This window comes from Nostoc sp., assembly GCF_036917515.1.
GTDB lineage: Bacteria > Cyanobacteriota > Cyanobacteriia > Cyanobacteriales > Nostocaceae > Nostoc.
On the sequence record NZ_JBALDE010000005.1, the window covers coordinates 1 to 12755 of the forward strand.

Consider the following 12755-nt stretch of genomic DNA (forward strand, 5'->3'; position numbering starts at 1 on the left):
AGGTGCAACTTCCGAGTTCAAAGGCTCAACGTTCAAGCAAAAAGGTGCAACTTTCGAGTTCAAAGGCTCAACGTTCAAGCAAAAAGGCTCAACTTCCGAGTTCAAAGGCTCAACGTTCAAGCAAAAAGGCTCAACTTCCGAGTTCAAAGGCTCAACGTTCAAGTAAAAAGGCTCAACTTCTGAGTTTTAAGCTTGAAACAATAATATTTCTTCCTAACTCCTAACTCCTGACTCCTAACTCAGCACGGGCTAAACGCCCCGCTTCCGCTAACAGCACTCAGCACTCAGCATTCCCCAATTCCCAATGACCAAATAAAATAATCTATGCGCCGTAAAAAAGATACTCTCTGCACAGAATTTGCTTTCACTCTTCCTAGAGGATTGAGTGATGGTGAACAACGAGTACATCGTCATGGGGTGATGCGTTTAGCCACCGCTAAAGATGAAATTTTGGTGCAACAAGAGCGCAGAGTTCAGGAAAATCCGGCTTACAGTGTTTTAGTAATGCTTGCGCGGGTTATTACTCGTCTGGGCAGTTTCAACTCTGTTAGTCCTGATTTACTCGAAGGACTGCTTTTACATGACATTGCCTATCTCCGAGAATTTTACAATCGAATCAATCAGCAAGGCAATGTACACATTCCGACACAATGTCCCCACTGCAATACTCAATTTTCAGTGGAGCTAGAACTAGCGGGGGAGTCGTAAGCTACCCCTCTGATACTTTATATGAGGAGGTAGCTTTTATTGCTTATCATTTCCATTGGTCACAAGATGATATTTTAAATTTAGAGCACACTACCCGTCAGCGTTGGGTAGGTGAAATCAATAAAATTAACCAAAAATTAATATGAAAGTAAAAGTTAGCTACTCACCAAATCTAAGTGAAGTCAATGAAGTTGACCTTACCCTAGAAACTACGCCGAGAGGAGAATGGGTAATAGGCCGTTCTCCTGATTCTGATTTAGTCCTAGACAGCCCTGATATCAGTCGGGTACATGCTAAGTTTTTTACTAAAAGTGGAAATTACTACTTCTCTGACCTTGGTAGTAGAAATGGCTCAATATTTAATGGCAAACAAGCTGAAAAAGACCGACCATATTCTTTGAGTAATGGAGATGTTATTCGGATTGCAGATTATGTTTTGATTTTGGAAGCAGTTGCTCCCGCTTATGAGCAACCAGAGACAGTCTTTAGAATTATAGATCCTTCACTGTTTTCTCGGTCGCGATCGCCTGAAAATGTCAGCGCTGCCAATGTTGTCAATCCAGCCCCAGAAGTAGTCAACGAAGTTCCAGCGCCAATTAGTCAAGAAGTAGAAACACCTGAAATTAAAGCTGCTTCCCCAGAAATCAGCGAAATCTCAGAAGTTGTTTCTAATCAACCTGATGATGTCATACCAGTTGTTGAGATAACCGCCCCTGAAAACATCATTCAACCACCAGAAGCAGTTAACGAAGTTTCACACGATGTTCGTGATGAAATTGGGGATTTGCGGACATTCAATAAACCAGACGGTGAGGAAGTAGAAGTTCCTGAAGTTAGCGAAGCTTCAGAAGTTTCTTTGACTGAACCTGATGAGGCCATAGCTGCACCTGAAAACATCATTGAAACTCCTGAACAGGAAAGTATCCTTCCAGAAGCTAACCATGATGAGGCTGTAGTTTCTTTGACTGAACCTGATGAGGCCATAGCTGCACCTGAAAATATAATTGAAACTCCTGAACAGGAAAGTGTTCCAGAAGCTACCCACGATGAGGCTGTAGGCTTTGAAGCACCACTGGCGACAGAATCTACTTTCGTACAACAGCGTGATACAAGTGCTATTCCAGAAACTACCTACGACGAGGATGCAGAGTTAGAGGCAGCACTAGCAGCAGAAGTTACCTTTGTACAGCCACGTGATATTTTCAACGAAGTTCCTGCACAAAGTGCTATTCCCGAAGCTACCGACGATGAGAATGCATTGGAGGCAGCACTAGCAGCAGAAGTTACCTCCGTACAGCCGCGCGATATTTCCCACGATGTATCTGAGGAGGAGAGTGACATTGCCGAAGCTACTCATGATGAAGTAGTGAATTTGGATACGCCAGTCGCAGAAAAAGCCAGTGAAGTTGTTGAAAACGAAGAGATTCAGCCACAAGAAGCATTGAGCCAAGTTACACAGGATACCACTGATGAAGCGATAGATTGGGATACGTCAGTTACAGCACCAGCAGACAGCGCAGATGTTGACGAAGTAGAACCTACTTCTGCGGTGGATGAAACAATAAGCGAAGTTTCTGAACCATCAACTGATAAAGCGATAGATTGGGATACGTCAGTTACAGCAGCAGACAGCGCAGATGTTGATGAAGTAGAACCTACTTCTGCGGTGGATGAAACAATAAGCGAAGTTTCTGACTCATCAACTGCACCTGATGATGCCGTTGCAGAAGTTTTAAGCAATCAATACATTGATTTGAGTAATGCAAGTACTGAAGAAGTTAGTCTATATGTTGATGATGTTGCTGGACAAATAAGTGAAATTTCTGAATCAGCCGATATTCCATCTTTGGAAACAACAGAAAGTGGAGCTACTGAGAATATCAGTCAAACTATTGAAGAATTACCTGAAATAAAAGAGCGTTTTGATGAAACTCCAGAAGAAACAAATGTCAGTGAGTCTCCTCAAGCAATCATTGAAAGAAATATAGTACTGATCGCTCATGAAAGCAAGAAATCAGAACTTGCTGAATTGGTTTCTCAACATCAAGAATTTTTCTCACAGAGTTTTACAATTACCTGGCCATCTGTTAGCGAAGTCTTACAGCAACAGGCAGGGATAACTATTAGTCAACAAACTCCCGCGCCAACTTCTGGAGGATATCAAACAATTGCTTCATTGGTTGGAGCCGGAGAAATTGTAGCAGTTATTTTCCTGCGAGATTTGCTGCAACCTCAGCCAGGTCAAGCAAATGAAGAAGCACTTTTAAGATTATGCACTATTAATCAAGTTTTATTGGCTACTAATTTGCCAACAGCAGAGGCGATTGTGCATTATCTCAAACACATATAGTAATTCTAAATTAGTCACGAACAACAAGATACCCGACTTATTAAAAAAGTTGGGTATCTGATAATATTGGTGTTTGCAAGTAAAATATGATTACTAGATTTTTTGAAAAGTTGCAAATTGCGTAGAATAATTTCAATAATAAAAATTAATCTCAAAATATAGGTAGATTTTAAAGTTAAATTTATTAAAAAAAATGGTTGTAAATTTTAAAAATTTATTTAGACAGCCAGTTATTCTTTCAAGTGCGATCGCTACAATTTTACTAGTAGGCATTCAAAAACTTGGGGTTTTCGAGCCTCTAGAAATGAAAGTCTACGACCAAATGATGCAATTACGTGCCGACCCAGGCCCAGACACTCGTCTGTTGATTGTTGCTTTAAGTGAAAAAGATATCCAAAAATGGAATTGGCCCCTGTCTAGTGAACTTCTAGACCGACTGTTAGGCAAACTCGAAGAATATCAACCGCGAGTCATTGGTCTAGATATTTTTCGTGACTTACCAGTACCGCCTGGTCATGACAAACTACTACAACACTTACAACAGAGCGATATCATCATTCCTATCTGCAAACATTCTGGTTCTAACAATCCGGGAATAGCGCCTCCAAAAGGCGTTGAAGCAGAGCGAGTCGGATTTAATGATGTTGTAGAAGATACTGATGCCACAATTCGCCGCAACCTCTTATTGGTAAGTGCAGAGGAGTCCGATTCTTGTCAAAGTACCTATTCTTTTAGCTTACAATTAGCGCTCAAATATTTAGAAGTCGGAGGCATCCAACTAGAATTTACCCCCAAAAAGGAACTACGACTACGTAATACTGTATTTAAACCCCTGCAAAGTAGCGCTGGTGGTTATCAAAAAGCAGATACCAATGGCTACCAAATCCTGCTTAATTACCGTTCTGGTCATCAGGTTGCCCGGCAAGTAACTATTACAGAAGTACTTGCAAATCAAGTTAAACCAGATTTAGTTAAAGACCGCATTATTTTGATTGGTTCAACAGCCAATAGTTTAAATGATATTTTTAATACGCCCTTTGCTAGCGGTAAGTCAGATAATTCTGGCAACATGGCCGGAATTGAAATTCATGCCCACAGCGTTAGTCAAATTCTCAGTGCTGTTCTGAACAAACAGCCTCTATTTTGGTTTTTGCCTGAATGGGGTAAAGTCCTTTGGATATGGGGATGGACTGTAATTGGTGGGTTGCTGGTATGGCGAATTCAACATCCACTAGGTTTAGGATTGGCAGCAGCAACAGCCCTTGCAGTATTATTTGGAGCCAATTTTGTCATTTTTACCCAAGCTGGATGGTTCCCAGTCATACCTCCGGCGTTGGGGTTAGTATTTACCGTTGGGAGTGTCCTTGCAAATAGTGCTTATCAAACCAAACAAGAGCAAAAAGAAATTAGCCAACGGGTTCAAGAACACCAACAATTAATTCTAGAATTACAAAATCTTTTACGGCAGCGTGGCAACGCCTTAAATGAAGCGTCAACGCTAATTGTTGATTCCATCGGGGAAGAAATTGCACTAGGCATGGTACTAAACAACCGTTACAAAATTACTCAACCCTTGGGTTCTGGAGGATTTAGTAATACTTATTTGGCTGATGATATCCAGCGTCCTGGTAATCCACAGTGTGTGGTTAAACAGTTACGACCTCCTCGCCAAGATACAGAATATTTAAATATTGTCAGACGCCTATTCGACGCTGAAGCAGAAATTTTAGAAACTTTGGGTAAGCACCCACAAATTCCCCAACTACTAGCTTTTTTTGAAGAAAATCGACAATTTTCTTTAGTGCAAGAATTTGTTCGAGGGCACGCTATGGATAAAGAGTTAACTGCTGGTAAGCGACTAAAACAAGCTGAAGTTGTGGAGATACTCAAAGAAGTTTTAAATGTGCTGGTTTTTGTTCATAGCTATGGCGTAATTCATCGAGATATCAAACCTAGTAATTTGATTAGGCGAGAATCAGATGGGCACATTGTTTTAATTGACTTTGGCGCTGTTAAGCAGATTCAACCTCAGCAGCAAGAAACTCAGACTATTTCAATTGGTACTCCTAGTTATGCACCTTCGGAACAAATGAGTGGGTTGCCAAAACTCAACAGCGATATTTATGCGTTGGGAATTATGGGAATACAAGGTTTAATTGGGGTAGAACCCAGAGAGTTTCGTAGAGACACAAATATTGGTGAAATAATTATCCAAAGTGAAGCTGATGCTAATCAACAGATTTGGCAACATTGGCGCGAATTAACTGAGGCTACAGACGAGTTAGTGATGATTTTAAATAAAATGGTACATTTCGATTTCACTCAACGATATCAGTCAGCCGCAGAGGTATTTAAAGATATCGAAAGTCTTTAGTACTTTTTCTAAACACTAAAGTGCTAATAAAAAAGCTCGGTCACTCGCATGACCAAGCTCTTAACTATTTCAATCAACCATTGCAGGAAAAGTAGTGCGTAGGCGTAGCCCGTCGTAGACATTGCAAACTATTAGTTAGCAGATTGTTCCAAATTTACCTTAACAACTTTGTTCTTTTCTTGCTCAGTTTTAGGCAGTATTAGATTCAAGATACCATCTTGATAATCTGCGGTAACGTTGGTGTTTTGAATCCGAGCTGATAGAGGAATTACGCGTTGAAATTTACCGTAATGAAACTCACTTCTGGTAACACCTTTTTCCTCTGTTTTCGTTTCAGACTTCCGCTCACCGCTAACGTAAACAGCATTTTCTGTGACTTGCACATCCAGGTCTTTAGCTTCTATTCCCGGCAGTTCTATCTTCAGATGAATCGCATCTTCAGTTTCTTGAATTTCAGCAGCAGGAACTTTGCTTAAGCCTTTGTCAAACAATGCAGATGGTAGTCTGGTATCTTCAAATAAACTATTGATTTGGTGTTGTAGAGTGTCAATTTCTCTCCAAGGATTCCAACGAACTAGTGTCATAACTCTTCCTCGCATTAGTTAGCTTTGTTTAATAAGTTTTGCACTTAAATTTGTGCTTACATATTCATATTATGCAGAGTTAAACCTGCTGTAAATTCGGTTATTAGCACCAACTAATTGATGATTACCGTACCAAATCAGATATGAGGAAAATTACGGTTTACTCTAATTTATATATTCAGTAAACTCGAATATGCAAATTAGATTTAATTTATACTAAACCAATAAATTTATTGTTGAAGGGAATAGTTCAGAAATGCAATGCCTCGGTTGGGCTATGCCTACAACTAAGTAACAGCGCTGCATAAATTTTTAGATAACCTCAGTTAAATATATATCTGTTCAATTTTGTCCTGCACTTAACTTTCGATTTATTAACTAACACAGTATCAATAATGAAACTCTTTTCCCCGCTCAATTTTACACACATTCTTGATTCTAGTGTCCTACCTAGAATCACTAGGACTCAAATAGCTACTCATAGCAAGAGTAGCACATCAATCAACACAGCTATCAAATCTAATACTTTACACAACCATTCCACAGATATCAATTGCCTCAAAACCTTTGATACTGCTGTTCTTGCTTATCACATGATGGGTCTTAGCAACTTTTAACGATCTGTAGGATGCGCTCAATTAAATCACCCGAATGGGTGAGGAGCAAATCAACCGTTCAGGTGAACTGGGTGCAGGAAGTTAAGACAAATAAAAAATAAGACTCTATTACTCAAGAACACTAATTGCATTTTACTAAGCTGTCGCGCCTATAAGTTGCCTCATAATCTGTTAGGTAAAACCTGCAAACCCTCTCCTCTGTTTCTCTGCTCCTCTGCCGTCTCAATGTGCAAATTAAAAACACAACAGCTTATAACTAAGGATAATCTTATGAAACTCTCTATCTTGATTGATTCTGTACTCATTGTTACTTCTATTGCTTTATTGCCTGGAATCGGTGGCACTCAAATAGTTATTAAAAATAGTGGCGAACCTATAACTATCAACTCTGATAATTTATCTAATCATTCCAATAACGTCAGCTACCTCAAACCCTTTGATGCTGTATTTCTAGCTTACCAAAGTAATCTAAATCCTCAGTGACTAGAATTTATCGTCTTGGATTTGAAACCCAGTTTTTCTGTGTAAAAAGCCGACTATCTGGGTTATCCAGTTAGCAAGACGGTTAAATTTATGCTCAATGGTTTTTTCGTTGGTATTCAATCTATATATATATAAATATAGAATTCCTATTTGATTTTTAAACAAAACTACGAGAAAATACGGAGGAGCGTACAAGTCTAACAAAAAACAATGAGAAGTCAGCATTTACAAACTGCCAGACTCGGAATGGGAGTATCCTGGCAATAGTCAGCAGAGGGAATAGCACTTCATGCGATCGCCGAACTACAAGATTTATATCGTTCTGCGTCCAGATGCTTTAACGTAGGTTAATTCTACCTCCTGTCCCCTGCTCTCTGCTCCTTGCCTCCTAAAATTTAACTTCTCGCTCTAAAAAATGGTTCCTTCCAGACGAGTTTATTTATTGTTGGTTTTGGGTATTGCGATGTCTACGACGGGCTACGCCTACGCCCCGATCCTATCCTTATTTCTTAGCATTAGAGCAACCATCGCTCTCACTCTGCTATTTGATGCGATTATTCTCGGACTGATGGTTGTAGATGGTTTGCGGGTGCGGCGTTCTCGTGTGCAAATTACCCGCGAATTACCGTCACGATTATCCATTGGGCGAGATAATCCCGTAGTGTTAAAGGTGACATCGCCAAATACCGACGCCCAAATTGAAATCCGCGACTATTACCCAATAGGATTTGGCGTGTCTGCACCTGCACTTAGCACCATTGTTCCCAGTAACAGCACTGAGGAATTAACGTATACCGTCCACCCAACACAGCGGGGAGAGTTTCCTTGGGGAAATATTCAAGTCCGACAGTTGGGGCTTTGGGGATTAGCTTGGGATGATTGGCAAATTCCCCAAAGTCTGCCAGTAAAAGTTTATCCTGATTTAGTAGGATTGCGATCGCTCACAATTCGTCTGACACTGCAATCATCAGGATCGATGCGCCAATCTCGCAAAACTGGTATTGGTACAGAGTTTGCCGAATTGCGAAACTATCGCACTGGTGACGATTTGCGGTTTATTGATTGGAAAGCTACCGCCCGTCGGGTTGGGGCTTATGGTAATGCTATGCCACTGGTAAGGGTTTTGGAACCAGAACAGGAACAAACATTACTGATTTTACTTGATCGCGGACGGCTGATGACGGCAAAAGTACAGAATTTGCAGCGATTTGACTGGGGATTGAATGCAACTTTATCTTTAGCTTTGGCAGGTTTACATCGAGGCGATCGCGTGGGTATAGGTGTATTTGACCGCCAAATGCATACGTGGATTCCCCCAGAACGCGGTCAACATCATTTGAATCAGCTAATTGATCGCTTAACTCCAATTCAACCAGTGTTATTTGAATCTGATTATTTGGGGGCGGTGACAAATGTTTTGCAGCGACAAACTCGTAGGGCGCTGGTAGTGGTGATTACCGACTTAGTTGATATTACTGCCTCTACTGAACTCCTAGCCGCACTCTCCAAGTTAGCACCCCGCTATCTTCCATTTTGCGTTACTTTGCGAGATCCACAAGTTGATCGTCTAGCACACACCTTTACAGATGATGTGGCAAGTGCCTATACCCGTGCAGTAGCACTAGATTTATTAATGCAACGACAAGTAGCTTATGCCCAACTGAAACAAAAAGGAGTATTGGTACTAGATGCACCAGCAAATCAAATTGCCGATCAGTTGGTTGAGCGATATCTGCAACTCAAAGCGCGAAATCAACTTTAGTAATTTTCACTCTAACTTGTGTATTTTTATTCAATTATTTAACGGAGGCATAAACTTTGCTTAAAATTATCCAGATAGAGACTGATGAACATAACTCTCATATCCAGGAAGTATTTTGGGAATATTTTAATGAGACTAAGTTGATATTCAGCCATCAATTTGGCATCAATTTAAATGTTAATACATTCTTTAAGCAATATATGACTCAACTCCACGAATTTCTACCCCCTTCAGGACGCTTGCTTTTGGGACAATATGAGGAAAAAATAGCTGGTTGCGCTTGCTTACGAAAGATTGGTGAAGATATTGGCGAAATTAAAAGAATGTATGTAAAACCAGAATTTCGCAGAAAAGGAATTGGTAAGTCTTTATTAGAATTTATTATCAATGAAGCTGCCTACATTGGTTATTCAAGGATACGTTTAGACAGCGCCCCTTTTGCAAAAGAAGCACAGGCACTTTATCATATATTGGGCTTTCAGAATATCGAGCTGTATTTGGAAAAGACCGAGATTCCTCTTGAACATCGGGTAAACTGGGTTTTTATGGAATTAGTTTTAAAATTATGAATATCCGTTGTGAAACTCTGTCAGACTATACAGCAATAGCTGAGGTGAATACATTAGCCTTTGAGCAGAACAACGAAGCTCAACTTGTGGAGAAAATTCGCAATTCTGATCGCTATATTTCAGGTTTTTCTCTAGTTGCAGAGGTTGAAAATTTTGTAGTCGGTCATATTTTATTCAGCTACATTGATCTGGTGGATGAAGAAACACTCCAGGTACTCGGTTTAGCGCCTTTAGCAGTTCGTCCACAGTTTCAAAGACAAGGAATTGGCAGCGCACTAATCAAAGCAGGGTTAGAAATAGCAGAGGCAAAGAAAGAAGCCATAGTAATTGTACTAGGTCATCCCCACTTCTATACTCGCTTTGGTTTTCAGCCTTCTGTAGTTTATGAAATCGAGTCTCCTTTTTCAGTACCAGAGAAATTTTTCATGGTGAAAGCACTGCAAAACTATCAAAAGCAGTATAAAGGCAAGGTTGTTTATCCAGCTGCTTTTGATGAAGTATAGTATTATTTCCATGTAAATATTCCAAATTAAAGACATTAGACCTCTTGTACAAATGTAAAATTCACCCTCAAATTTTCAGTTTCCCATTTTGGGAGAAGGGGAGCCAATTTCAAAGTCCCTCTTCCAAGCTTGGGAGAAGGATTTAGGGTGAGGACTGATATTAATTAAGAGCGTTTAAAATTACTGGTGCTGAAACTACATCCTTTGCCTCTAAAGCAGCTGCAACCCGTAAAATTAACGCTTCATTATATGGTGCTGCGATCAATTGCACACCTAAAGGTAAGGCATTTGGGTGCTGAATTGGTACAGATAAAACGGGTAAGCCAATAAAAGATAATGGTTGAGTAAATAGCCCTAAATGAGGACGGACAAGAATTTCTTCGCCATCCAAAATCATGGTTTGTTGACCAATTAGTGGTGCAGAAATTGGTGTAGTTGGGGCAAGAATTACATCGACATTTTGAAACACTTCCCGAAGGCGATCGCGATACCACCTTCTAAACCGTTGGGCTTGGAGATACCAGCTACTAGGAATTAACGCCCCAGCCAAAAAGCGATCGCGTGTAGCGAAATCAAAATCTTCAGGACGCGATCGCAACTTATCCAAATGCAGATTTGCACCCTCGCTAGCTGTAATTACAAAGGCTGCTGCACGGGCGCGGTGTGCTTCTGGTATGATTACATATTCAGTGACTTCTATTGCATCAGCTACTTTTTGCACTGCTGCTAAAGCTTCCGGTTCTGCACCTTTGGTGAAATAATCAGCTGCAATGGCAATTCTGATACCAGAAATATCTTGTTTGAGTTGTGGTAAACATAATTCAGGTGGACGCTTTGTACAAATGGGATCGCGATCGTCTTCTCCCTGAAGCAGATCAAACACCGTAGCGATATCCTGCACCGAACGCGCAAAAGGGCCAATATGGTCAAAACTGCTAGAAAATAAAGCTACCCCAGCACGAGATAACCTTCCATAAGTTGGCTTGAAACCAAAAACGCCACACAACGCTGCCGGAACGCGAATTGAACCATTAGTATCAGAACCTAACGTCAGCGGTACTAACCCAGCCGCAACCGCCGCCGCCGAACCACCCGATGAACCTCCAGCAACTCGCTGTAAATCATGGGGGTTGTGAGTAACACCGTAATGGGAGTTTTCCGTCACAAACCCATAAGCGTACTCATCCATATTTAAAGCACCAACTAGCACAGCACCCGCTTGCTTCAACTTCGCTACTGCGGTTGCATCTTGAGTAGCTTCTGGTTTTTCTGCATTGATTTTCGATCCCGCCAGAGTCGTAAAACCAGCGATATCGAAGAGATTTTTCACCGCAAAAGGCACACCAGCAAGCACTCCAGGATGATTACCTTGGGCAATTTCCCGATCAATCAGTGCTGCATCTGTTAAAGCTGTCTCAGCAGTTATAGTCGTAAAACAGTTGAATAGATGATTTTGCCTTGCTATTCGTGCTAACGCAGCTTTCGTAACTTCCACTGCGCTAGCTTTACCTTCGCGTACAGCAGTTGATATTGTTATGGCATCGGCTGAATCAAAATTCATACTGAAATATTAAGAGATAGCGCGTTTAGCTTTTTGAGTAATAGTAGTCAGCAATAGTTTTTGCTGTACTAAAACATCAACATAGCTATTCTTGAAGCAATTATGGTTCAAAAACTGGTGCAACTTCAATTTCCTCTGGTAATGGGAAAGAATTTACAAGATTAGCGATCGCCATAATTCTCTCAAAATTTGCCACCACACTATCACGATACTCATCTCTAATCTCTAAATCCGACAACAACCCCATCAGATCAACATACTCACCCACATCAAACTCTTCTCTTCTCATCTCTCTTCCTTTGCGGTAGCCTGCGGCAAGCCAAAGCGTCCACGTTATCTTAAACTTATAACTTCTTGCGACAACAGCAATACCCAGGTAGTGACATACAATTGTGTAGGGAATGCAACCTTTCTATATTAATTTGGTTTTCCATAGTAGATTCCTTTGCCGTCGGTGCCAATGAAGACTAGCCCGAATTGCTGTCTGCTAGCTTCCATCACGTTCGGGACATTGCCAATGGGATATAGAGAATTAGAAATGTTTGTCCATGTTTGCCCTCTATCCAAAGAACGGAAAATTCCTTTTCCCATACCAAGAATCTTGCCATATAAATATAGTGCTGGAATTTTACTTCCTGTTTGTGGCTTGCCAAAAGCAAATAAATTAGCTTTCTCCACACTAGCTATTTTGGCAAACTTCGCACCACCGTTTGTTGAACGATAAAGCCCATTAGAATCGAGACTTATCCAAACTTCGTTACTCACCCCCGGAACTGTTTTGAGCATAGACCAATCTTCGCTAGGAAGTGATGAGTTGACAATACTGAAGTATGCAGCTCCATCCTGACTGCGGTAGACTTTGCCATCGCTATAGTAGTAAAAAATATTGCCATCTACTTTGTCTGATGCCAATGGTTGACCCCAGTACCACGGCCCCTTAGAACCGTTGGGTAAACCTGATACTACACTCCAAGAAGCTCCACCGTTAGTTGTACGTATAGGTTGTTGCTCGCTGGCGATCGCTACAAACAAATTTGGATTACTTGCAGACATTGCTACCCGTAGTGGCATAGTATTCTGCGGAAATGAGGAAAAGTTTTTCCAAGTATGTCCGCCATCTGTGGAAGTTGCTCCTGTAAAGGTATTGAACCGAATGGCACTAAGAAAAACCGAAACACTTGTGGGTTAAGCAGTTTGCAATTGCTTGCGTAATTCGTGGCGGGGTTTGGTCATTAAGGGGTAAG

Annotated in this window: 12 protein-coding genes; 8 read left to right on the forward strand and 4 right to left on the reverse strand. The window is 40.9% G+C overall.

Annotation, left to right across the window (positions count from 1 at the left end; translation table 11 throughout):
* Nucleotides 1-324 precede the first annotated feature (324 nt).
* The 4 genes from V7K89_RS00395 to V7K89_RS00410 all read left to right on the forward strand — a co-directional run bounded on the left by V7K89_RS00395 (nucleotide 325) and on the right by V7K89_RS00410 (nucleotide 5432).
* Entirely contained in the window at nucleotides 325-708 is a 384-nt protein-coding gene (locus tag V7K89_RS00395) for a phage tail assembly protein (RefSeq protein WP_335183777.1), read from the forward strand.
* Nucleotides 651-854, forward strand: a complete 204-nt coding sequence (locus tag V7K89_RS00400) for a DUF6760 family protein (protein ID WP_334849144.1) — start codon at nucleotides 651-653, stop codon at nucleotides 852-854. Before V7K89_RS00395 ends, V7K89_RS00400 begins: the two co-directional genes overlap by 58 nt.
* Nucleotides 851-3058: an FHA domain-containing protein gene (locus V7K89_RS00405; protein WP_335183778.1), complete on the forward strand. Its 2208-nt coding sequence runs from the start codon at nucleotides 851-853 to the stop codon at nucleotides 3056-3058. The genes V7K89_RS00400 and V7K89_RS00405 overlap by 4 nt, the downstream gene beginning before the upstream one ends.
* Before the next feature lie 193 nt (nucleotides 3059-3251).
* Nucleotides 3252-5432, forward strand: a complete 2181-nt coding sequence (locus V7K89_RS00410; protein WP_335183779.1) for a CHASE2 domain-containing serine/threonine-protein kinase — start codon at nucleotides 3252-3254, stop codon at nucleotides 5430-5432.
* Between the two features lie 131 nt (nucleotides 5433-5563).
* Here V7K89_RS00410 and V7K89_RS00415 read toward each other — a convergent pair whose 3' ends face one another.
* The gene (locus tag V7K89_RS00415; RefSeq protein WP_335183780.1) at nucleotides 5564-6016 is read right to left on the reverse strand and encodes an Hsp20/alpha crystallin family protein; all 453 of its coding nucleotides are present in this window, start codon (nucleotides 6014-6016) and stop codon (nucleotides 5564-5566) included.
* An 887-nt stretch (nucleotides 6017-6903) separates the two neighbouring features.
* Between V7K89_RS00415 and V7K89_RS00420 the strand changes: the two genes are divergently transcribed.
* The 4 genes from V7K89_RS00420 to V7K89_RS00435 all read left to right on the forward strand — a co-directional run bounded on the left by V7K89_RS00420 (nucleotide 6904) and on the right by V7K89_RS00435 (nucleotide 9950).
* Nucleotides 6904-7116: a hypothetical protein gene (locus V7K89_RS00420; RefSeq protein WP_335183781.1), complete on the forward strand. Its 213-nt coding sequence runs from the start codon at nucleotides 6904-6906 to the stop codon at nucleotides 7114-7116.
* A 415-nt stretch (nucleotides 7117-7531) separates the two neighbouring features.
* Nucleotides 7532-8878, forward strand: a complete 1347-nt coding sequence (locus V7K89_RS00425) for a DUF58 domain-containing protein (protein ID WP_335183782.1) — start codon at nucleotides 7532-7534, stop codon at nucleotides 8876-8878.
* 56 nt (nucleotides 8879-8934) lie between these two features.
* The gene (locus tag V7K89_RS00430; protein WP_335183783.1) at nucleotides 8935-9447 is read left to right on the forward strand and encodes a GNAT family N-acetyltransferase; all 513 of its coding nucleotides are present in this window, start codon (nucleotides 8935-8937) and stop codon (nucleotides 9445-9447) included.
* Nucleotides 9444-9950 carry a GNAT family N-acetyltransferase gene (locus V7K89_RS00435; protein ID WP_335183785.1) on the forward strand — a complete coding sequence of 169 codons (507 nt, stop codon included), beginning with the start codon at nucleotides 9444-9446 and terminating at the stop codon, nucleotides 9948-9950. The genes V7K89_RS00430 and V7K89_RS00435 overlap by 4 nt, the downstream gene beginning before the upstream one ends.
* Before the next feature lie 160 nt (nucleotides 9951-10110).
* On the opposite strand, the gene V7K89_RS00440 is transcribed toward V7K89_RS00435, so the two are convergent.
* The 3 genes from V7K89_RS00440 to V7K89_RS00450 all read right to left on the reverse strand — a co-directional run bounded on the left by V7K89_RS00440 (nucleotide 10111) and on the right by V7K89_RS00450 (nucleotide 12582).
* Entirely contained in the window at nucleotides 10111-11511 is a 1401-nt protein-coding gene (locus V7K89_RS00440) for an AtzE family amidohydrolase (protein WP_335183786.1), read from the reverse strand.
* 100 nt (nucleotides 11512-11611) lie between these two features.
* Complete coding sequence (locus tag V7K89_RS00445; RefSeq protein WP_335183787.1) at nucleotides 11612-11800, reverse strand: DUF4089 domain-containing protein; 189 nt, start codon at nucleotides 11798-11800, stop codon at nucleotides 11612-11614.
* Nucleotides 11801-11928: 128 nt separating this feature from the next.
* Nucleotides 11929-12582: a WD40/YVTN/BNR-like repeat-containing protein gene (locus V7K89_RS00450; protein ID WP_335183788.1), complete on the reverse strand. Its 654-nt coding sequence runs from the start codon at nucleotides 12580-12582 to the stop codon at nucleotides 11929-11931.
* Between the last annotated feature and the right edge of the window lie 173 nt (nucleotides 12583-12755).

Excerpts from the sequence above, each read along its gene's own strand:
- V7K89_RS00440 (WP_335183786.1), bottom strand. The coding sequence starts at position 11,511 with ATGAATTTTGATTCAGCCGATGCCATAACAATATCAACTGCTGTACGC.
- V7K89_RS00445 (WP_335183787.1), bottom strand. The coding sequence starts at position 11,800 with ATGAGAAGAGAAGAGTTTGATGTGGGTGAGTATGTTGATCTGATGGGG.
- V7K89_RS00450 (WP_335183788.1), bottom strand. The coding sequence starts at position 12,582 with ATGCCACTACGGGTAGCAATGTCTGCAAGTAATCCAAATTTGTTTGTA.
- V7K89_RS00410 (WP_335183779.1), top strand. The coding sequence starts at position 3,252 with ATGGTTGTAAATTTTAAAAATTTATTTAGACAGCCAGTTATTCTTTCA.
- V7K89_RS00415 (WP_335183780.1), bottom strand. The coding sequence starts at position 6,016 with ATGACACTAGTTCGTTGGAATCCTTGGAGAGAAATTGACACTCTACAA.
- V7K89_RS00435 (WP_335183785.1), top strand. The coding sequence starts at position 9,444 with ATGAATATCCGTTGTGAAACTCTGTCAGACTATACAGCAATAGCTGAG.
- V7K89_RS00420 (WP_335183781.1), top strand. The coding sequence starts at position 6,904 with ATGAAACTCTCTATCTTGATTGATTCTGTACTCATTGTTACTTCTATT.
- V7K89_RS00405 (WP_335183778.1), top strand. The coding sequence starts at position 851 with ATGAAAGTAAAAGTTAGCTACTCACCAAATCTAAGTGAAGTCAATGAA.
- V7K89_RS00425 (WP_335183782.1), top strand. The coding sequence starts at position 7,532 with ATGGTTCCTTCCAGACGAGTTTATTTATTGTTGGTTTTGGGTATTGCG.
- V7K89_RS00395 (WP_335183777.1), top strand. The coding sequence starts at position 325 with ATGCGCCGTAAAAAAGATACTCTCTGCACAGAATTTGCTTTCACTCTT.
- V7K89_RS00400 (WP_334849144.1), top strand. The coding sequence starts at position 651 with ATGTCCCCACTGCAATACTCAATTTTCAGTGGAGCTAGAACTAGCGGG.